The organism is Alkalihalobacillus trypoxylicola, assembly GCF_001590785.1.
GTDB classification, from domain to species: Bacteria; Bacillota; Bacilli; order Bacillales; family Bacillaceae_D; genus Alkalihalobacillus; species Alkalihalobacillus trypoxylicola.
Window position 1 is genome coordinate 482,898 of the sequence record NZ_LTAO01000023.1, and the last position, 21,419, is coordinate 504,316.

At 36.5% G+C, this 21,419-nt stretch carries 16 protein-coding genes; 2 read left to right on the forward strand and 14 right to left on the reverse strand.

The genetic code is table 11. The features are described 5' to 3' along the window. Positions 1-314: 314 nt before the first annotated feature. The gene (locus AZF04_RS14755) at positions 315-2,429 is read left to right on the forward strand and encodes an alpha-amylase family glycosyl hydrolase (protein ID WP_061949393.1); all 2,115 of its coding nucleotides are present in this window, start codon (positions 315-317) and stop codon (positions 2,427-2,429) included. 108 nt (positions 2,430-2,537) lie between these two features. Continuing rightward, positions 2,538-4,301, forward strand: coding sequence for an alpha-glycosidase (locus tag AZF04_RS14760; protein WP_061949394.1), 1,764 nt, complete (start codon positions 2,538-2,540; stop codon positions 4,299-4,301). 66 nt (positions 4,302-4,367) lie between these two features. Here AZF04_RS14760 and AZF04_RS14765 read toward each other — a convergent pair whose 3' ends face one another. The 14 genes from AZF04_RS14765 to AZF04_RS14830 all read right to left on the reverse strand — a co-directional run bounded on the left by AZF04_RS14765 (position 4,368) and on the right by AZF04_RS14830 (position 21,344). Continuing rightward, positions 4,368-4,820, reverse strand: a complete 453-nt coding sequence (locus AZF04_RS14765) for a hypothetical protein (protein WP_061949395.1) — start codon at positions 4,818-4,820, stop codon at positions 4,368-4,370. A 303-nt stretch (positions 4,821-5,123) separates the two neighbouring features. Beyond that, entirely contained in the window at positions 5,124-5,807 is a 684-nt protein-coding gene (locus tag AZF04_RS14770; RefSeq protein ID WP_061949396.1) for a hypothetical protein, read from the reverse strand. Then, complete coding sequence (locus AZF04_RS14775) at positions 5,773-6,240, reverse strand: hypothetical protein (protein ID WP_061949397.1); 468 nt, start codon at positions 6,238-6,240, stop codon at positions 5,773-5,775. The genes AZF04_RS14770 and AZF04_RS14775 overlap by 35 nt, the downstream gene beginning before the upstream one ends. Positions 6,241-6,244: 4 nt before the next feature. Then, on the reverse strand, positions 6,245-9,871 hold the full coding sequence (locus AZF04_RS14780) for an AAA family ATPase (protein ID WP_061949398.1): 3,627 nt from the start codon (positions 9,869-9,871) through the stop codon (positions 6,245-6,247). Between the two features lie 387 nt (positions 9,872-10,258). Further along, complete coding sequence (locus AZF04_RS20750) at positions 10,259-11,101, reverse strand: SRPBCC family protein (RefSeq protein WP_061949399.1); 843 nt, start codon at positions 11,099-11,101, stop codon at positions 10,259-10,261. 334 nt (positions 11,102-11,435) lie between these two features. Continuing rightward, entirely contained in the window at positions 11,436-12,524 is a 1,089-nt protein-coding gene (locus tag AZF04_RS14790; protein WP_061949400.1) for a DUF4179 domain-containing protein, read from the reverse strand. Continuing rightward, entirely contained in the window at positions 12,508-13,050 is a 543-nt protein-coding gene (locus AZF04_RS14795; protein ID WP_061949401.1) for a sigma-70 family RNA polymerase sigma factor, read from the reverse strand. The genes AZF04_RS14790 and AZF04_RS14795 overlap by 17 nt, the downstream gene beginning before the upstream one ends. Before the next feature lie 352 nt (positions 13,051-13,402). Next, on the reverse strand, positions 13,403-14,143 hold the full coding sequence (locus AZF04_RS14800; RefSeq protein WP_061949402.1) for a CPBP family intramembrane glutamic endopeptidase: 741 nt from the start codon (positions 14,141-14,143) through the stop codon (positions 13,403-13,405). Positions 14,144-14,264: 121 nt separating this feature from the next. Beyond that, a complete protein-coding gene (locus AZF04_RS14805; protein WP_061949403.1) occupies positions 14,265-14,444 on the reverse strand; it encodes a hypothetical protein in 180 nt (59 codons plus the stop codon). A gap of 425 nt (positions 14,445-14,869) precedes the next feature. Beyond that, complete coding sequence (locus tag AZF04_RS14810; protein ID WP_061949404.1) at positions 14,870-16,324, reverse strand: glycoside hydrolase family 1 protein; 1,455 nt, start codon at positions 16,322-16,324, stop codon at positions 14,870-14,872. Positions 16,325-16,347: 23 nt separating this feature from the next. Then, positions 16,348-18,219, reverse strand: a complete 1,872-nt coding sequence (locus tag AZF04_RS14815; RefSeq protein WP_061949405.1) for a beta-glucoside-specific PTS transporter subunit IIABC — start codon at positions 18,217-18,219, stop codon at positions 16,348-16,350. Between the two features lie 140 nt (positions 18,220-18,359). After that, positions 18,360-19,211 (reverse strand): BglG family transcription antiterminator LicT, encoded by an 852-nt coding sequence (licT, locus tag AZF04_RS14820; protein ID WP_061949406.1) that lies wholly within the window; start codon positions 19,209-19,211, stop codon positions 18,360-18,362. Positions 19,212-19,746: 535 nt separating this feature from the next. Continuing rightward, a complete protein-coding gene (locus AZF04_RS14825; protein ID WP_061949407.1) occupies positions 19,747-20,493 on the reverse strand; it encodes an ABC transporter permease in 747 nt (248 codons plus the stop codon). Beyond that, a complete protein-coding gene (locus tag AZF04_RS14830) occupies positions 20,490-21,344 on the reverse strand; it encodes an ABC transporter ATP-binding protein (RefSeq protein ID WP_061949408.1) in 855 nt (284 codons plus the stop codon). The genes AZF04_RS14825 and AZF04_RS14830 overlap by 4 nt, the downstream gene beginning before the upstream one ends. Positions 21,345-21,419: the final 75 nt, after the last annotated feature.

The window sequence follows — 21,419 nt, forward strand, 5'->3', positions numbered from 1 at the left end:
AAGTAACGCAAACGTTTGCACTAGATTAGATACAACAATCATACATGGCAATTCAAATTTTTGCAATCGTTTACAGTAAAGAATTTTTTGAATTTTTATTTAGTTACAATTACCTATTTACAAATGAAATGTCTATGAGATAAAAATAAATTAACAACTATGAATGTTCATATTCTCAATACGAGGGCAATGCTTTTGTTTTTCACAAACAACCCCGTCTTTTATTCCATTAAAAGGCGGGGTTATTTTATTGGATAAGGAGGGTTGTATTGCTTGTTCATACGATTCATTTTTAATGTATAGGGGGAGTATTTTTGAAAAATCTAACGGTTTTATTGAAAACGATTCCATTAGCTCTGTTACTTTTCATCCTTCTTTCTTTACCAACAGCGGCTCAGGCTGACGTTACAAATAAGGTTAATTATACAAGAGATGTTATTTATCAAATTGTGACCGACCGTTTTTCTGATGGAGATCCATCCAACAACCCAACGGGGGCGATTTATAGTCAGGATTGTAGCGACCTTCATAAATATTGTGGGGGCGACTGGCAAGGAATTATCGACAAAATCAATGACGGGTATTTAACCGATTTAGGAATTACAGCGATTTGGATTTCACAGCCTGTAGAAAATGTCTATGCTCTTCATCCGAGTGGTTATACCTCTTATCACGGGTATTGGGCAAGAGATTATAAAAGAACGAACCCTTTTTATGGCGATTTCTCTGACTTTGACCGGTTAATGGATACTGCACATAGTAATGGCATTAAGGTAATCATGGACTTTACGCCCAACCATTCATCACCAGCTCTTGAAACCGATCCAAACTATGCCGAGAACGGAGCGGTTTATAATGATGGCGTATTAATAGGCAATTATTCTAACGACCCTAACAACCTCTTTCACCATAATGGTGGGACAGATTTTTCATCCTATGAAGATAGCATTTATCGAAATCTATATGATTTAGCCGACTATGATTTAAACAATACTGTAATGGACCAATATTTAAAAGAAAGTATAAAGCTTTGGTTAGATAAAGGAATTGATGGGATTCGAGTCGATGCGGTCAAACATATGTCCGAGGGCTGGCAAACCTCCTTAATGAGTGATATATATGCACACGAGCCTGTCTTTACATTTGGCGAATGGTTTTTAGGATCAGGGGAAGTCGACCCACAAAATCATCACTTTGCCAATGAAAGTGGTATGAGCTTACTAGACTTTCAGTTTGGTCAAACGATTAGAGATGTATTAATGGACGGTAGCAGCAATTGGTATGACTTTAATGAGATGATTGCAAGCACCGAAGAGGATTATGACGAAGTGATTGATCAAGTTACGTTTATTGATAATCATGACATGAGCCGTTTTTCCTTTGAACAATCTTCAAACCGCCATACAGACATTGCTTTAGCTGTCCTGTTAACCTCTCGTGGAGTTCCGACTATATATTACGGTACAGAGCAATATTTAACAGGAGGCAACGACCCTGAAAACCGCAAGCCGATGAGCGATTTTGACCGTACGACAAATTCTTATCAAATTATTAGTACGCTTGCTTCCTTAAGACAAAGCAACCCGGCATTAGGCTATGGAAATACAAGCGAACGATGGATTAACTCCGACGTTTATATTTATGAACGAGCCTTCGGAGACAGTGTCGTGCTTACTGCTGTTAACAGTGGCGATACTAGTTACACGATTAATAACTTAAATACCTCGTTGCCTCAAGGTCAATATACAGATGAGCTTCAGCAGCTTTTGGATGGAAATGAGATTACAGTCAATAGCAATGGAGCTGTAGACTCGTTCCAGCTAAGTGCAAATGGAGTATCCGTGTGGCAAATAACCGAAGAGCATGCTTCTCCTCTAATCGGCCATGTAGGACCAATGATGGGTAAACACGGAAATACCGTCACTATAACGGGAGAAGGCTTTGGTGACAATGAGGGAAGTGTTCTCTTTGATTCTGATTTCTCTGATGTCCTTTCTTGGTCTGACACGAAAATAGAAGTAAGCGTTCCGGATGTAACAGCTGGTCACTATGATATTAGCGTTGTAAATGCTGGAGACAGCCAAAGTCCAACGTATGATAAGTTTGAAGTATTAACCGGTGACCAAGTTAGTATCCGTTTTGCTGTTAATAATGCTACCACTAGCCTTGGTACCAATCTGTATATTGTTGGAAATGTGAATGAGCTTGGAAATTGGGACCCAGATCAAGCGATTGGACCGATGTTTAATCAAGTGATGTATCAATACCCAACCTGGTACTATGATATAAGTGTTCCTGCCGAGGAAAATCTTGAATATAAATTTATTAAAAAGGACAGCAGCGGAAACGTCGTTTGGGAAAGTGGAAATAACCATACGTATACAACACCTGCAACTGGAACCGATACAGTCCTCGTCGACTGGCAATAACACAAAAAAAACATCAACTTAAGGGCTATGCATTGTGATCATACACAACAACCCCATTTTCCAAGATTGGAAATAGGGGTTGTTTTATAATGAAAGGGGAATTTACCTATGTTAAAAGAAGCGATTTATCACCGACCAAAAAATAATTATGCGTACGCCTATTCAAAGGATACGCTACACATTCGTCTACGCACCAAAAAGAATGATCTCACGCAAGTCGAGCTTCTCTATGCCGATCCTTACAATTGGAATGAAGATGGTTGGCTCTATGAGCAAAAAGCGATGCGTTTAGAGGCATCTGACCACTTATTTGACTATTGGATGATTGATGTTACCGTCCCATACCGTCGACTCCGCTATGGCTTTAAGCTTACAAGTGATGATGAAACGTTATATTATACGGAAAAAGGCTTTTATGAAACAGCACCTACCGATGATACGGCTTACTATTTTTGTTTTCCCTTTATCAATCCTGTTGATATCTTTCAAGCTCCTGAATGGGTCAAAAAGACCGTTTGGTATCAAATCTTCCCGGAGCGTTTTGCCAATGGTGACTCGAGCATTAATCCAGCCTCAACCCTCCCTTGGGGAAGTACAGAAGCTACACCAACTAATTTTTTCGGTGGAGATTTCGAGGGAATACTTAATCATTTAGATTATTTAGTTGATTTAGGCATTAATGGCATTTACTTTACTCCGATTTTTAAAGCTAAATCAAACCATAAGTACGATACGATTGATTATATGGAAATCGATCCACAGTTTGGAGATAAAGAAACCTTCCGGAAGCTCGTTAATGCCTGTCATGAAAAAGGGATAAAAATCATGCTTGATGCTGTATTTAATCATAGTGGCTATTATTTCGAAGCGTTTCAGGATGTCCTGAAGCATCAGGAGCAATCGAAGTATAAAGATTGGTTTCATATACGCGACTTTCCAGTCACTCCTGGTCCTAAGCCTAATTATGATACATTTGGGTTTGTTGAATATATGCCGAAGTTAAATACAGAAAACCAAGAGGTGAAGGATTATTTATTAAAAGTGGCGCGCTACTGGATCGAGGAATTTAATATTGATGGCTGGCGTCTTGATGTCGCCAATGAAGTCGACCATCAATTTTGGAGAGATTTTAGAAGAGAAGTAAAAGCGATTAACCCCGATGTTTATATCTTAGGTGAAATATGGCATGACTCGATGCCGTGGCTGCAGGGTGATCAGTTCGATGCCGTCATGAATTACCCTTTTACGGTAGCGGCTCTCGATTATATTGCGAAGGATAAGATTAATGCCGAAGAGTTTGCTCATCAGCTGACCGATGTTCTTTGCTCGTATCCAGCCAATATTCATGAAGTGACCTTTAACCTGCTTGGCAGTCATGACACGGCACGAGTCCTGACCGTATGTAAGGACAACAAAGAAAAAACGAAGCTACTTTATTTACTCTTGTTATCATCTAAAGGAAGTCCTTGCATTTTTTATGGCGAGGAAATCGGCATGGCCGGTGAAAACGATCCAGGCTGCAGAGACTGCATGATTTGGGAGGAAGACCAACAAGACCTCGAATTCAAAGCCTTTATGAAAAAATGCATAGAGCTCCGTAAAACAGAGCCCGCATTTAGCAGCGAGGCAAGCTTTGAAATTGTCGAAGCCAATACCGAAAGCAATCACCTTATTTATGTGAGGGAAATGGATGGAGAGCGAATCTATTTTGTTATAAATCCAACCGAACAACCCATTACTGTCTCGCTTCCTATCGAGCCTACAGGACAACAAATCAAAGACGCCTGGACGGACAAAAGCATTGAAGCGGCAGACAATAAAGTAACGATGGACATCTCGGCAACAGGATTTGGTATTGTGAAAGTAATCTAGCTTTTCATTCAATCGTCGTTCGAAAGCAAACTGACTACATATAAATCAGTTTGCTTTTTTGATTTTTTAATCTTCCATCTCTTTTACCTTTAATCCTTTAATGCTCTTAATTCTGGATGCTTCTTCATCTTTTGGATAAAAAGAACACTCTTTTTCATGAGAGGAGGTAGCCATCCAAACCTCTCCATTTTTAAAGAAAGATAAGTCTTCAGGTAAAGACGGCATGAGCCAATCATATAAAGATCTCGATTTACTTTTTATAATTTCTTTAGCATGTTCATCCGTTTTGAAGTAATAAACATCTGCTGTCGCTCCATCGCCTAAGATTGTACTTGCCCACTCAGATTCCTTCTTCATGATTTTGAACGAATCATTAAATACCTTTAAAGTATCTGGCAAATCACCTATAAAGCCCATATCAGTTCTAATGACCAGGTGAAACTCATCACAAACCTCGAAGCATAAATCTATTAATGCGTCATACACCTTATTTTTTGGGTTTCTTTCAATACTTAACATGACTTCCTCCGTATTTATGAATAGTAGATTATTATTTCTGCAGCTAGTATCTTTGTTCTTTATTGCAAAAACATTGCGAATTCTGGGGCTCTCCAAAGTTTAGAATCAATTGGAATTTTATCATCGCATGGTTTTATCCTAAAAGAATAAGAGATTAGCCCAAATATAGCTAATCTCCTTTAGATACCACTCAATCATCCATTCTACTATTTTGATAAGTGTTCTATTTGATGAAATTCTTTATCTTGACCTCAATGATATTCTATTTCTATTGTTATTTTTACATACTGCGTTGGTATTTAACTACTCCCTTATAAGCTCATATGTATTCTCGCCATTAATTGGAGCAGTGTTAAAATAACTCGTTCCATTGATGTCATACCTAACTGCATAGGTAATTCCGCCACCACCGTCTCTGATTCCCTTTATCTGAACCGTACCAACAGCTGGAACAGTGAATTCTTTTGGCTTATGTTTAATCATAAATGAGTCTGATATCGGAGTCCCATTTACAATAATCTGCACATAATCTCCGTCCTCTGCTGCATAGTCCCAAACCCAAATTTTCGTTTCATCTTCTGCTGAGTTATGAACAATATTGTGATCCATAGTGGTGAGTTCTTCATCATTTCTCAATAATAATGTACCTGCGGCGAGTTCAGCAGAAACTTGATCGGTAAGCGCATTTTCAGCAGCTGTTGATGTATCAACGGTGGACAAATCTGTGAAAAAGATAAAACCACAAATACTTATACCGAGTGTTAAGCCACCAAACATCTTTAATAACTTCTTGGAACGTAACGGAGCTTTATTAGTAGATGGAGAAGGTACTCCCGAAATATCCATTTGATCTCTTTCGGAGGTATCTAAGCCAGTTTCTCTATAATCCTGCTCATCAGTCCCATTACCTATTTGAAAATGGTTTTGTTTATGTTTGTCCTGATATCGCTTGTTATCTCTCGTAATAATGTCCTTCCTCCCTTCCAATGTTTACTGGTTTCTTCCAAAAGTAAAAACTCATTGCAAGTCTCCCTACAATAATAAAAGCAATCATTAAGATATAAAATATCGTATGCCTTGTTGGATTATTAATTTCATATCCATAATTTAGAATAACAGTACCCAAATGTAAAATAACATAACTTACAAAAAATATTTTTATAAACGGATATAGCCATGGAAAAACATCATATACTTTCCTTAAAACGGGCACAAGAAGAGATATGCCTATAAACAAACCGGCTATAGAAATTAGCACTATCCCGTCGTTAGGACCAGCAAAGCCCGATGTACGTGTAACACTTACATCACTCATAAACAGCATAGGTGTAATGACGAGTAGAAGGATTACAAAACCCATTGGAAAGATAAAATATAGGGTAGCAAATGTGAATCCAAATATTTTTTTTAAAATTCGCATATAGTCACACCCTTTCAATATCTTCTGCAGTAATTTCTGTTAAATCAGCTTCTGTAAGTTGTTCATTATTACTCAGGCGACTAGCCTGTAAATTTAACGATTTTTCATAAACATTTCTAACGTAGCGTCCATTGCCAAAGTTGTTATTAGTACTACTCTCCATAAATACTTCCTCTAATTTTGCCTCTGCTCCCAATGTCAGTTTAAACCCATGGTCATAGTAGAATTTCCTAGCGATCTCCATCAATTCCACCAATTCATAATTAGGAAACTCAATGATAGTTGGAAATCTGGATTTTAATCCAGAATTTACAGACAAGAAATGCTCCATATCTTCAGTGTATCCAGCCAGGATGACAACAAGGCGATCCCGGTGATCATCCATCATCTTCACAAGCGTATCGATGGCTTCTTTCCCAAAATCATTAGCCCCACCCTGTGCAAGTGCGTATGCTTCATCGATAAATAGAACACCATCCATTGCTTCTTCGATAACCTCTCTAGTTTTAATGCTAGTCTGACCAACAAAGCCTGCAACCAGCCCAGACCGATCGGTTTCAACAAGTTTATTTGCCTTGATGATTCCCAAGCTGTAAAGAACATTTGCGATAATTCTTGCCATCATCGTCTTTCCTGTACCAGGATTTCCGGTAAATATCATATGCAAGGTTTTGTTTTCATCTACAGGCAAGCCAAGCTTTTTCCTCTTTGCTTGGATACGCAAAAGGGCATGTAAGCTGCGGACGTGATTTTTCACCTCTTCTAAGCCAGCAATGCTTGCTAGTGCTGTTTCCAAATCGAAGTTTTTTAGAACACTTTCAGTCGGCTTAATATCCTGTGGAAGAATTCGGTTCATTTCCTCAACTGGAACATCATTCATTGCAATCCTCAAAGATTGATTTCTCGTAATTTCTTCTAAATAATTACGTACCATTCTTCCATTTCCAGAGTGGCTACTTGACTGTTTATGAAGTATAGCAATTTGTTCCTGGAGAACGCTTTCTGATTCTTGAGTCATGAAAAAGCCTTTGGAAGAAATTATAATTTTTGCAATTTCAAAAAGTTCATTCTCTGTATAGTCAGGAAAACTTACATTAAGTGGGAATCTAGATTCTAACCCACTATTAGATTTCAAAAACTCTTTCATCTCTTTGTTATAGCCGGCAAGAATAACCACGATATCTTCCCTGTGATCTTCCATCAGCTTAACAAGAGTATTAACCGCTTCTTGTCCATAGCTTGAATTGGATGTGAGACCATATGCTTCATCAATGAACAAAACCCCGCCAAGAGCTGAACGGAATATTTCCTCCGTTTTTTTCGCTGTTTGGCCTACATGTTCTCCTGTCAAACCTCCACTGTCCACTTCTACAAAGTTTCCAGATTTCAATAGCCCCATCTCTTTAAACATACTAGCCATAATTCTCGCAACGGTTGTTTTTCCAGTCCCTGGATTCCCACTGAAAATCATATGCAGTGACTGAGTGGCATCTACCTTTAATCCTGCTTCACGGCGTTTTTTCTCCGCAATAAGGAGGTTTTGCTGGGTACGGATAAGTTGTTTCACGTTTTCCAGACCGACTACCTGGGAAAGTTTAGTCTCAAGATCAAATTTACTGTTATCTTCAAACTCAAAATCTTCGAAAGCTAGCTCATCCATCGGTGCATTTATCTCATGAACTAGACGGCTCGATTGTTTAAGAATTGCTGCTTCAATGACATTTCGAACTAGTCGTCCATTTCCACTATCGTTCTTTCCTTTAATTTGGCTTTTTTCAAATAGCTTGAGCATAGCATCTTGGCAGCTGTCTGTAATTCGGTATCCCTTTTGTTTACTGATAATGCGTGAAATTTCCCACATCTCTTCCGGCGTATAATCTTCAAAATGAACAATATTTGGAAAACGAGATCTCAACCCAGGATTGGTATTAAGAAACTGCTTCATTTCCTCACTATATCCAGCGAGAATCACGACGAGTTCATCCCGGTAATCTTCCATCCCTTTCACAAGGGTGTCTATTGCTTCAATTCCAAAGGTGTCATGATCATTCCGAGACAGCGTGTACGCTTCATCAATAAAAAGTACACCGCCAAGTGCAGATTTAATAACATCGTTTGTAAGTCTAGCTGTTTGTCCGACATATTCACCGACTAGGTCAGCACGGGTCACTTCCCTTAATTGGCCAGTGGACAACACTCCGATTGCTTTTAGATACTTTGCCACAATACGTGCAATCGTCGTTTTTCCTGTTCCCGGATTACCTGTAAAGACCATGTGCATAGATATGTTTGTCTTACTGAATCCTTTGCTTTCTCTTAGCTGTTGGACTTTCAAATTATCTTCTATTTTCAGGATATAGTCTTTCACACTTTTAATCCCGACAATCTGTTCCAGTTCTTTTTTAATATCCTCAATGCTTGATTCTTTCATGCCCCGTAAGTAGTCTTCCAGTAGCAATGACTCCGTTTTGGAAATCGCTACATATTTTTCAGATTCTATTTTTATATGAACATATTCATTCAGCTTTTCTGGACTTTTGAGTCTCGCCTCTGAAAGCGGATGATACATTTGTTGTTCAGCTATCTCATTTAGTCCGCTAATGCCATTTACTGTCTTAAATTGCTTTGCAAGGAATAGAGAAACCTCTGGATTATAAGATAAAGTAATACTCAAATCGGTAGCACATTTTGCCTTTAGGTTCTCTAGTATACGAGTAGCAATTTGTTGAATTTCTTCTTCCGTAAAAGGATCTGTGTAAACCAAATCACCAATAGCATCCATAAAATCACTGCCAAACATATGGTACACATCTTTTTCCTTACGCTCGGAAAGGAAAACGAAGTACTTTTGATTGGCATGAATTTCACTTATTGTCTGCTGATCTAATACCCCTGTCGCATCCATTAATCGATTTTCTTGCTGTGTGTAGCGAGCCGATAATGTATATGTACCGTTCTTTGTCAATTGAGCAATAGTATTAACCACATTAGACGGAGCCTTTTCGATATTTTCAAATAATACAATGTCCGATTTAGCATATAAAGATTTATAAAGGTCAGAAAGAAAAAGCTGATACTCAGTGGCTGTTGTATAAGATGCGAGATCTATCCTTGAAACCGTCTCATAATGAATAAACTTTTTTTCCTTAAGGAAACCGGCCATTCTCGTTACACTGGATTTTCTTCCAGCTCCTTGGTGCCCAAAGATAAAAATCGAATTTTTAGGTTTTACTGGATGCATTCCGGTTACAAAAGGACGCTTAAAGGCAATACTCAACTGTTCTAAATAACTCCTCTGACCAATCCATTCGTTATCAAGTAATTCATTTATATGCTGAAAGATTGCATCAATATTTTCCTTTGGAATTCTATTTGTTTTCTTAGATACTTCGTTACGAATAGGAGTTTCGTAAGGTGTCCTACTATTTCTTTGACTACCGGAATTCCCCATTGGTTGATTTACTGAAGCAATTGGCGAGTGTGAGCTTCCAGAGGAGTGAGGAATACGGTTCTGATTGTTCGAAGTTCTCTTTCTAGACTTTTTTGAGATGAAACCATGATTTTGATAATCATCATATATTTGCCATTCCGGCAAAAGGAATTTTAAAAGGCCAACAACTTTTTTTTTCATTAATGTCTCCCTTTCATTGAAAAGCTCATCTTTATAGTATATCGGTATTTAAAGGGGTATTATTCACTAGAAAAATAGATTAAAAACCCTTCCAACGTTCATAAAGTATGGGATTATTTTACCATATTAAAGAACAGAATTATATGGAAAGTTAAAGGATAGGAGTTTTTTTAGAAGTTAGTTTTTGGGAGCCAATGGGGGAAGTCTATTTAAATAGGAGTCATTTGCTTCAAATATTCTATATATTACTTGTTAAAGAGTAAATAGATAACCAAGAAACAGAGTACCATTGAGGCACTCTGTTTCATTTTGTGAGGAAAAAGCATTGGAAAAGTGACTAACTAAGTAGTTATATAACCGTCCCCTCTTCACCTACATACCGATCTATCAAATTAGTAGCTTGTCCAATTCATATGTTGGATAAAGACTTAAATCTACAATGTCAAAGCCTATAAACTCATTAAAATCCTCATCAGCAAAACAAAATTCAATACCAGCAATTTTATATATATTTGCTACTTCCTCATTAGAAAGTCGAAAAGAATATTTATTATCTGCATAGATATATAGATTAGTTTTCGACACTTCTTTTAATTTTTTAGCGGGGTTTTCAAATAATTCGATTCCAACAATTCTACCAATTGTATCTAAATCTATGTTTATTAAAGGATTGACTTCAAGTTCTTCCGTTTTTTCAAATTCATAGTCGAATTCTGATGAAAACAAATGAATGAATCCCAAATGATGTTCCTGGTCGTAAGATATTCTATCTTTCATTGCCATTATAGTCATAGTGTAATCGATAAACTTCTCGTATTGTTCATTATACAAAACTTTAAAAGACCATTTAAACAACTTAGTTATGATAGAATAATAAGCATTTTTGGGTATAAGAATGGCTTCTACTTTAAATAAAGTTCCATCACTTTCTTCAGATAGACTATATTTGGTAGTACTCATTCCTTCTTTTGTACTGGTTTTTACCTCTGCATAGTAGGGGGGATTAAAAGCGCTATACTCAGCTTCGAGCTCAATGACCTTTTTACCAATCTTCTGTTTTGTAATAAAGGTGGACCCCTCTTTTAGCTCACTCTCATCTCCTTCATAAATATGCTCCACTATATAGTCATTCCACTCTAAAACATGCTCATCTTCGTTTAAACATGAAAACACAGTATCTATTGGTGCATTAATGTGCCTCTCAAATGTGAAACAGATAATTTCTTTCATTTCATACCTCTCTCTTTTACAGTAAATAGGATACTCATTTCTATTAAATGAACGATTATCATTTATATTATATATTTAGTCCGTATAAATGGATATATTTGTTTATCATGCATGGTATTAATTAAAAACAGATACTCTTATGGTAATAATTGTACTTTCACAGAATAGTGGAGAAGCTATTAAAAGTAGATAAACCAAAAGTTTGCCTCTATTATGGTAAAGCTGAGCGAATATTATATAAGAACCTAGTTGAGTGCGAACAAATAAAGACCACTTCATCGTGTGAGAAGTGGTCTTTGTGCTTACACCCATTTTTTTCATACTTAAATACTACTTAATGTGGTATTTTCACATAAATAGATTCAAACTCAACTGGCTGTTTAGAATCTCCTTCAAATTCCATCTGGCTTAATTCACCATTTTCGTCAGTTTCTACTCCTCCCCCATCTGATGGAAGTGCTAAATATGGAGTAATGGTCACTTCAGTAACAGTTGAATCAATTGGATCAAATTGCTTATTGCTATTAAACACCATTTTGTCTTTTAAGATTTCTCCTGTTACTCCACCTGAATGACTCGTAATTTCCTTTCCATTTTGATCAACCAGCAGGAATTCTATATCGCCAGCCCGACTTTTCTCAAAGTCCGATGCTTCTTCTGAACTCTCATATGAAATGGTTACACCCGTTTTACTTAATGATAAATCTGTTACAGTAAGGTCAATACCATCAACATTTTGTGAATGCTGAACAGGAATTTTATTAATATCTACAATTTTTTCAACCGGAGTTGAGAAATACCATGTTTCCCCATTCTCACCATGTAAAATTAGTCCAAGCTCAAAAGCCTCTGGCATATCCTTGGTTACGGTTATATCTTGAATTGCAGTCCGAGTTGTTGCCGATTGAACACTTTCCTTGTATCCACCTGATGATGAATACGGAAAATCACCATTAATGGTAAATTCCATACCCGTACCAAAATACTGTTCTCCCAGCTCTTTTTCTGAATCTATTATATAACCAATCGTAATATTGTTTTGATCATATAAAATTTCTTCAAGAGTAATAGATATCCCATTGTTCGTCTGAGTTTCTCCAACTTCACTTGTTAAACCATTTTTTTGAGCTTGTTGTAAACCGATTAAATCAGAGTCACCAAACACTGAGCCAATAACTGGTATTTTAGACAAACTACTCGCTAAAGCTGGAGAGTAATAAGATGAACCAACCAATATCCCGAAAGCAGCCGCGGCACTAAACATACCGTATAATATTTTCCGTTTTCCATTGTTATTTCTGTTACTATGAATGGTATTTGTCTTGTTATTAACTTGTTCTTCCGCCTGAATCATTCCTGCTTGGATAGCTGAACGCACTTGTTCTCTTGGAAACTCATTTAACTGATCATGTGACTTTTTCATTTAATTTATAGCTCCTTTCCAACTCACTCTTTAATTTTTTCTTCGCTCTACGTAAATAAGTTTTTACGGTGCCAACTGGTTTTTCCATAATCTCAGAAATATCTTGAATGGACAGATCATGATAGTAAAATAAAATGATAGATGCTTGATAAGTTGAATTAAGATTGGATAACGCCTCGCTCAAATGAAAAGACTCAATCTCTTTGTCCTGTCTCCTATTTAATCTCTCAAATAATTCGTTTTCCTCATATGGAATCATTTTTTCTCGCTTTTTTAGTAGACTGTAACACTCACGTATCAGAATTCTAAATAACCACGTTGAAAAATACTCTGGATTTCGTAATTGACTTATTGAAAGAAACGCCTTACATGAAGTTTCCTGAATGGCATCTAGCGCATCTTCTTTTTTACCAACATAAGAAAGAGCTTTATAATATAGCATTTTTTCCTCTTGATATAGCAAATCTTCAAAAGCCCTAGCATCTCCATTAATGGCCCTTTTTACTATATGTAAATCATGTTTCATAGTGTAATCTCCCCCTCCTTTCACTATTTAGATTGATTTGGACATATAAAAAGTTTCAACTTATTCATTTTTTTGGATTTATTTTTTTGATTCTATTATGAAGGGTTACTATTTCTGTACTTAATATGTAAGCAAATACTTTTACACAAAAAATTGTTATACAAATTTTTTTTGCATTCAAAAGGGAAACACAGTGGTTTCCCTCTTCATAAGTCTTTTTGTTTTTTCCTTTATTTATAATACAGCTCAGCGTAGTTATTTTAAAAAAAAATGGACAAGCTTCTGTTTGCTCTGTCCATTTCCCTTAAAAAAAGTCATTATTATTGTAACTAATTACCATTACTTCTCTACCTTATAAACTAACCAATCCAAGAAGATCTAATAAAAATACAATTCCTGCTAGTGAATTGTTTAATATATGTACTAATATGGCATCTAATATATTTTTCCTTCTGTAATAAGCCAAGAAAAAAACGACACCCAAAAATCCATATAAAAGAAAAGAAACAATATCTGTTGGCGTATGCAATAGCCCAAAAATGGTTGAAGTAATGATTAAAGGTAACCAAAAGCTTTGCTTTTTAAATAATAGATTCGTACCTATTCCTCGGAAGGTTAATTCTTCGGTTATCGGCACAATGATGCTTATTGATAATATAAAAAGGACAGAAAAAAAGACAAAGGAATCTGCAGAAGGTCCCGTTAAAGCCATTAATGCTTCATCATTTGCTGTCATTTCTGAACCGTAAATCATTGTGATTAACAGTGTACCAACTATAGCTATGACCCGTGCGATTAAAAAGAATAAAAGGGCGAATCCTATGTCACGTAATCCTATCTTTTGAATCTTTTCTTTCGAATACTTTTTATACTTTTTCCATAAAAAAATAATAATAAAAACAGAGAGTACTATATACAGAACACCTAGTATACTATTCGTTAATGTTGAAAATTCACTTTGTATTCCTATTAATGTACCTACCATTAGCATAGGAGCAAGCGCTACTACCATAAATCCAATAAATTTTAATATGCTTACAAAAATTGATTTCTTATTTCTATCTTGTTCTAATTGATTGATTTCTTGTTCCATAATACATTTCTCCTATTCTATCGATGCCAATAACCGGTAGCAGTATAATACTTAGCTACCCTAGTAAAGCCATTTTTGTTTTTAATTTAACCATGATTCTGTAGATGGGAAAAATAGATTCCTAATCTTCCTTTTCAAGTTTATTTGAAATCTTAGTCAGAATGGCATTTCTTTCTCTTTGGATGTTAATAAAGCTAATCCCAAACCATACAACAAAAACGACTAAAGCCATATATATCTTGAACGGAAAAAACATAAATAGATAATGCCAAAGCCCCGTTAAATATAATGATAAACCCATTAAAAGAATCGCCCAACTATTGAAAGATACTTTATTTTCTCCTCCTTATCAGAAACCCTTCTCATTTCAATATAATATAACAATCATTTCAAATTGTGGTTGATTTTTCAATCATTTTTTTTAAGGTGTTGATTCATATCAACAACGAATTGACATTCCCTCCTGTATTAAGGAACGTCTTTTATTAACTACCATCATTGTTTTAATGCCTTTCTCTAATGAGATGAAGTATATAAACTTGTGTGTATTACTTTAAACCAATGGATATGTAACAATAAGAAAAACACCTTCAAGTTCTTTAGGTTAACAATAACCAATTTCTGCTTAAAGGTGTTTTATATTTGTCTCATTTTTTTGGATAAAATCTCAAAGGTGTATTTTCCCATGAATCAGAAATCGTATTTTATGAAGCTTACATATTCAGACTACCCGTCTAAATTAGTTCCGTTGCTCTTAATTACTTCTTTGTACCAATTAAAGCTTTTCTTTTTAGAACGTTCAAATGTTCCTTGACCTAAATCGTCAACATCGACATAAATAAATCCGTATCGTTTACTTACTTCAGAGGTTGAAACACTGATAATATCAATACATCCCCAGCTTGTGTATCCCATAACCTCCACACCATCTTCAATCGCTTCTCGCATTTGAATAAAGTGTTTACGTAAATAGTCAATTCGATAATCGTCTTCAATCTGACCATTTTCATTTATAGTATCGATAGCCCCTAGACCATTTTCTACTACAAATAAAGGTACTTGATAACGGTCATACAATTTATTTAACGTAACTCGTAAACCAATCGGATCAATTTGCCAGCCCCAATCAGATGATTCTAAATAAGGATTTTTCAAACCAGAAAATAAGTTTCCTGGAGCTCTTTCCCCTTGTGGTCCAGCACTTTCTACTAGCGACATATAGTAACTGAATGAAATGAAATCTACCGTATTCTCAAGTAAAATCTCTTCGTCACCAGGTTCAAGGTGCAGTGAAATACCGTTTTCTTTGAAGAACCTATTCATATAGTTAGGATATTTCCCTCTCACTTGAACATCTGTATAGAAGAAATTCATTTGTTCTGCTTGTAATGTTTTTAGTACATCTTCTGGGTTGCATGTCTCTGGATATGTCTCAAGTCTCGCTAGCATACAACCAATTTGTGCTCCTGGAATTATTTCACGACAAGCCTTTACTGTAAGGGCACTTGCAATGAATTGGTGATGCAGCGCCTGATAGATAGACTGTTCCATGTTCTCGTGGCGGTCGTGTAGCAAACCACCTGCATTATAAGGTGCCAACGCGATCGCATTAATTTCGTTAAAGGTTAACCAATATTTCACTTTATTTTTATATCGGTTAAAGACCGTTTCCGCATATTTAACAAAAAAATCAACTAAGCGGCGATCCGTCCAGCCATTATAGCGTTCGATAAGTGCAACTGGCATCTCGTAGTGAGAGAGCGTAACTACTGGTTCAATATTGTATTTTAGTAATTCATCAAAAACGGCGTCATAAAATGCAAGACCTTCTTCGTTTGGTGTTAAATCATCACCATTTGGAAAAATCCGTGGCCAAGATATAGATAGGCGGAATGATTTGAATCCCATTTCTCCAAATAGTGCAATATCTTCTTTATAACGGTGATAAAAATCCACTCCCCATCTCTTTGGGTAGTTCCCATTTGTAGGATCATTTAATGCTTGGTTATATTGCTCACTTGTAATATGAACGGAATTGTCTCCATCTCTTTCCTCTTTAGGAATATATGGAATCATATCAGATGTTGACAGTCCTTTTCCTCCAAGGTTAAATCCACCTTCTAATTGATTAGCTGCTGTAGCTCCACCCCATAAAAATCCTTCTGGAAACTCTTTAAACATACTTCTTCACTCCTTTTAATTGGTTAAATCTCTTCGCCTCTTTTGATAATGCCTGGCTCTCGGTTGAAATCTAATCCATCAAAATCATGGCTATTTGTAATAATGATTACTGTAACTAGGTTATATCCTTTTGCTTCAATTTCCTTTTGATCGAACTTAACTAAAAGTTCACCTTTATTAATTTTTTGTCCTTGCTCCACCATTGTTTCAAAATGCTCGCCTTCTAGGTTAACTGTTTCAAGACCGATATGAATTAAAACCTCCACACCTTGCTCTGAGCGAAGCCCAATAGCATGCTTAGTCGGATAAACCACTACTACCTCTCCACTAAATGGTGCAACCACTTCCCCATTTTCGGGCTGAATAGCAAGCGTTGGTCCCATAACAGCACTTGAGAATGTTTTATCTGGAACACTCTCTACGGGAACGATTTTCCCTTCAAGTGGGCTATATAGAATTTTCTCACCCGTCATCACTTTTTTTTCTACATCTTGGTTGGGAGCTTCTTCTTTTTTTCCTGCCTCTACGTTCGGGATATCTTCAAAACCTAGGATAAGAGTAGCAATAAAGGCAACAACAAAAGCAATTAAAACAGAAATGAGCGCGTATACTACGTTCATTGAATCACTTGGGTCAATATAGACAGGGATTGCCTGTAATCCTTGCGCAACTAGTCCAAAACATTTGACTGTAAAAAAGACGGCAAATCCTCCACTAATTGCTCCAGCAATCATGGTTGCATACATTGGTTTTCTTAGTCTTAAGTTCACACCAAAGAGTGCCGGTTCCGTTACACCTAATAAGGAAGATAACCCGGAAGAAACAGAGATTGATTTTAGCTTCTTATTTTTTGTACGTAAAGCTACCGCAAAAACGGCTCCAGCCTGTGCCAAGCTATTAATAAAGTTTAGAGGTAAAATGGCAATATCATATCCGTTTTTACCCATATTCTGAATAATGATTGGCAAAAAGCCGTAATGCATACCCGTTACGATAAAGACTGGTAAAAGGGCACCTAAAACAATACCAGCAAATGCTCCACCATGTTCAAATAACCATCCAATTCCAATTCCTACATAGTCCCCAACAATAAATCCGATTGGACCAGATACGATTAGTGCAAAAGGAATCATAATGAGTAAAACTAATGTTGGAGTTAAAATGATACGTAAGATGTTTGGAATGACTGCGTTAATGTATTTATAAACATAGCTTAAAATCCAAACGGTTATGATAACGGGGATTACGGTCCCACTATAAGCATAAAAAGGGATGTTTAATCCAAGAAATTGCAATCCCTCTGCACCACTTGCTAAACCCGCTGTCATAGTCGGATATAATAGGGATCCTGTGATAGCGAGTGCTAAAAATTCACTCACTTTAAATCTTCTAGCCGCCGATACTGCTAGTAAAAATGGTAAAAAGTAAAAAACAACATCTGATACAATCGTTAATACTTGATAGGCGTCACTTTCTACCGATATCCACCCTAGCACCTGTAGTAATGCCAGAATTCCTTTCATCATACCAGCACCAGCTATTGCAGGAATAACCGGTGAGAACACTCCTGAAATCATATCGAGAAAACGGCTGACTGGGCCTTTCTTTTCTTGTCCTTCCTCATTAGATGAATCAGATGATGATTCTATATTGCCAACAATGGCTTCTACTTCCTTAAATACATTTGCTACTTTGTTTCCAATAATGACTTGGAATTGTCCATTTTGGAATTGGGCACCATATACATCTGGTAGTTCCCTAATAGCTTCAATATCTACTTTTCCTTCACTCACAACATGAAAGCGAAGTCTTGTTACACAATGCCATGCACGTTTTATATTTTCTTTACCGCCCATTTTCTCAACGATAAATTGGGCTAATGATGCATTATCCATACTCTTTCCTCCTATTTGTAAAATCCCCTTTAATAGATGAAGCATTAAAAAAACCTAAACGCTTCCTAAAAAACATAGCGTAAATGTATGTCCTTTAGATAACGTTTAGGTTATGCCTGATTTAACAGTTACACCCTAAATCATTTCTTTGATATTAACCTCGATGTCATTCTTTGAATATGAAGGATCAGATAGGTCATTTCATCTTTAGATATTTTCCATCCGTATTCTACCTGTAAATATTTCTTAATTTTGACTACACATTGATAAATATCCGGATATTGCTTCGAAACTAAATTAAATATAGAACCAGCCGAATCCGTGGGAATCGCATTTTCATCTAGGTGCCTTAAAATGAAGTAACGCAAGTGGGTAATAAACCTAGAATAATTTAAAGAATCCTCATCCAGCTTCATCTGAAATTGATAAGAGATAATTTCAAGAATCTTATTGGTCGTCTCTGTTACTTTAATCGTTTCTGACATCTCTTCATTTTTCGATTGCGCATTGACAAAGTGCAGAGCAATGGAAGTAGCCTCTGACTCAGGCAACTCTTGCCCCGTTTGCTCAAAAATCAACTTAACGGCCGCTTCGCCAACTTTAAATTCTTTTTTGTATAGATTTTTCACTTCCCAATGAAGTGGGTTTTTCAGATATAACTTATTTCGTGCACTTTCTACTGTAAAATACAAATGATCAGATAGAGTAATAAGAAATGCTTCATTAAATTTCTTTCCTAGTATGTTCTCTCCTAAAGAGATAATCTTCGTCGTTAAGTAAATAATCTCAGGTGGTATCTCATTTAAAATATTTAGAATCGGATGCTCTTTTGAAGACGAATTTAAAGAATACACTTTATCAACCATCTCTTGATCGATTTCATCGTGCTTTTTTTTGTTAAATCCAATCCCTCTTCCCATCACGACAATCTCTTGACCACTTTGATCAACAGCTAGGACCACATTATTATTAAATGTTTGTAGTAATTTCATTTCCATCACCTACCTTTACCCGTTATCATTTAATTTTTCCAAATAACGAAAAAAAAACCAATTATAAATAATGAGGACATAATAATAGCATGGACTCATAATTTATAATTGGTTTCGCCTGATCGAATCAGTGACAATCCCTCTATTTGATACTATAGTACCACTATAAGTAAGCGTAGTCAATACAGTAAAGCGAATATCGATGTTGGTAAACATACCCTTTATAGCTTGTAAAATGCCCTTTCTCTTAGCTCAGCAAAAGATTTCATTCTCCCACTTCATCCTATTGGAGTCTCCGTGCCTTGTGTCCGCTAGCTTGCGCCATTCATAGGGAATCTATCCTTTCAAAAAACCCTCCTTTTAAGGAGGGTTCATGGTTCGTTCTTGATGTTTGTATTCATTACACATCATTTTAATTTTCTCTCATGTGGTGATTTTAAAACCGGTTTTATCCCGGTCTCCACATGATACAAGGGCAAACAAGCAACTATTTACTCATACGTACAAATCGTTTACAACCTACCTAATAATCAGATTAGCTATCTAAACCGTTACGTCTGTAAGCAAATACAAAAACCGTCGCTGCTCCTATTAACCAGCCAAAGAGGACAGTACTATCTAACAGATTCCATTGATAGTGACCATCAGCAAAGAGACTGCTTGCGAAATTAGTTAAGACACCTGTGTACGTGTAGTCAACGAGATAAGCTAAATCTTCCTTCAAGAACTTCAATACAGGAACCGATGTAAAAATAAGTGTAACTGGCATGGCCATAACAGCAGCCTGTGCTTGATTTTTTGATAAAATCCCTACTACATATCCAATTAATAAACTGATTATACTGGCTACCGTAGTCATAACAAGATAGCTTACGAACGGAACCTCACTAAATGCGACTCCACTTGCTGGGATCATGAGTATATTCGTAACAGTAAGAATCATAAGTGGTGGAATAACCGTCCCAATCATATATTCAACACCGTTGACAGATGATGTCATTAAGACACGTAACGTATTCTTCTCTTTTTCCTCTGCTAACGGGCTACTGCTCATCGAAATACCGGAAATCGCAATATTAAAAACCATACCAAAACTTAAAACAAAGGCACCCGTAGAAAAAAACATCCCCGCTTCATTGACATCAACCTCTGGCATCAGCCGCCTCATCGCAAAAGCAAAAACAAGCGCTAACACAGGGCCAATAATGACACCCGTATTATTTAAAATCGTCTGGAACTTCATACCAATAATTGCGTTGATTTTTCTTATTGAGATATTCATAGTAACTCCCTCCCTGTTACTTCTAGAAAGACCTTCTCTAACGTCGGTTCACATGAATGAATCGTCATTAGTTCGTCCTTTGCCATCCACACGCGAATCCTTTCCGTCGTTTCATTTGAGTGAGGTAAAACAAAGGCCTGACCATCCGTAAGTTGGATTTTATACTTTTTCTCCGAATGATATTTAAGACAAACTTCCTTTGGAGGCCCGTGCTCAACAATTAATCCCTCATTCAAAAGAGCAACTCGGTCACAGAGCTTCGTTGCCTCATCCATATTATGTGTCGTTAAAAATATCGCCGTACCATTCTTTCTTAATTCAAACAGAAGCTCATGAACAGCCAAAGCTGTACTTGGATCTAAACCACTCGTAGGTTCATCTAAGAAAAGTACCTTCGGTTGATGCAATAAAGCACGTGCTAACACTAAGCGTTGGCCCATTCCTTTCGATAATTGATTTGCAAGCTTATGTTTATGCTCTTCCAATCCGACTCTTTCTAAAAGTTCAGTGATCCGTTCTTTTTTTACATTGAGTATTTTTGCAAAAACCTTCAAATTGCTATAGACGGTCATCTTTTCATACAGACCGCTATTATCGGTAACAATTCCGACCTGCTCATAAATATTTTCATTAATCTGTTCGACAGGTTTCCCCAGTACATTGGCTTTCCCTGAGCTTTGGGCAAGCTGCCCAGTTAATATTTTAATGGTAGTTGTTTTTCCTGAGCCTGATGGACCAAGAAACCCAAAAATTTCACCTGCTTGAACCGAAAAAGAAAGGTCCTTTAAGGCCGTAGCTTCTTTAAATTTTTTTGAAAGGTGCTCTACTGCTATCACTTTCTGCTTTTCCATGTACGATTCACTCCTTCTATTATCTTTTTGATAGTTCATCAAACATTCTAAAAATAATTAAGTTCGAGTTGATTT

Bases quoted from the DNA above. Each gene is read 5' to 3' on its own strand.
- AZF04_RS14760 (WP_061949394.1), top strand. From the start codon at position 2,538: ATGTTAAAAGAAGCGATTTATCACCGACCAAAAAATAATTATGCGTAC.
- AZF04_RS14765 (WP_061949395.1), bottom strand. From the start codon at position 4,820: ATGTTAAGTATTGAAAGAAACCCAAAAAATAAGGTGTATGACGCATTA.
- AZF04_RS14775 (WP_061949397.1), bottom strand. From the start codon at position 6,240: ATGCGAATTTTAAAAAAAATATTTGGATTCACATTTGCTACCCTATAT.
- AZF04_RS14780 (WP_061949398.1), bottom strand. From the start codon at position 9,871: ATGAAAAAAAAAGTTGTTGGCCTTTTAAAATTCCTTTTGCCGGAATGG.
- AZF04_RS20750 (WP_061949399.1), bottom strand. From the start codon at position 11,101: ATGAAAGAAATTATCTGTTTCACATTTGAGAGGCACATTAATGCACCA.
- AZF04_RS14790 (WP_061949400.1), bottom strand. From the start codon at position 12,524: ATGAAAAAGTCACATGATCAGTTAAATGAGTTTCCAAGAGAACAAGTG.
- AZF04_RS14795 (WP_061949401.1), bottom strand. From the start codon at position 13,050: ATGAAACATGATTTACATATAGTAAAAAGGGCCATTAATGGAGATGCT.
- AZF04_RS14800 (WP_061949402.1), bottom strand. From the start codon at position 14,143: ATGGAACAAGAAATCAATCAATTAGAACAAGATAGAAATAAGAAATCA.
- AZF04_RS14805 (WP_061949403.1), bottom strand. From the start codon at position 14,444: ATGGGTTTATCATTATATTTAACGGGGCTTTGGCATTATCTATTTATG.
- AZF04_RS14810 (WP_061949404.1), bottom strand. From the start codon at position 16,324: ATGTTTAAAGAGTTTCCAGAAGGATTTTTATGGGGTGGAGCTACAGCA.
- AZF04_RS14815 (WP_061949405.1), bottom strand. From the start codon at position 18,219: ATGGATAATGCATCATTAGCCCAATTTATCGTTGAGAAAATGGGCGGT.
- licT (WP_061949406.1), bottom strand. From the start codon at position 19,211: ATGAAATTACTACAAACATTTAATAATAATGTGGTCCTAGCTGTTGAT.
- AZF04_RS14825 (WP_061949407.1), bottom strand. From the start codon at position 20,493: ATGAATATCTCAATAAGAAAAATCAACGCAATTATTGGTATGAAGTTC.
- AZF04_RS14830 (WP_061949408.1), bottom strand. From the start codon at position 21,344: ATGGAAAAGCAGAAAGTGATAGCAGTAGAGCACCTTTCAAAAAAATTT.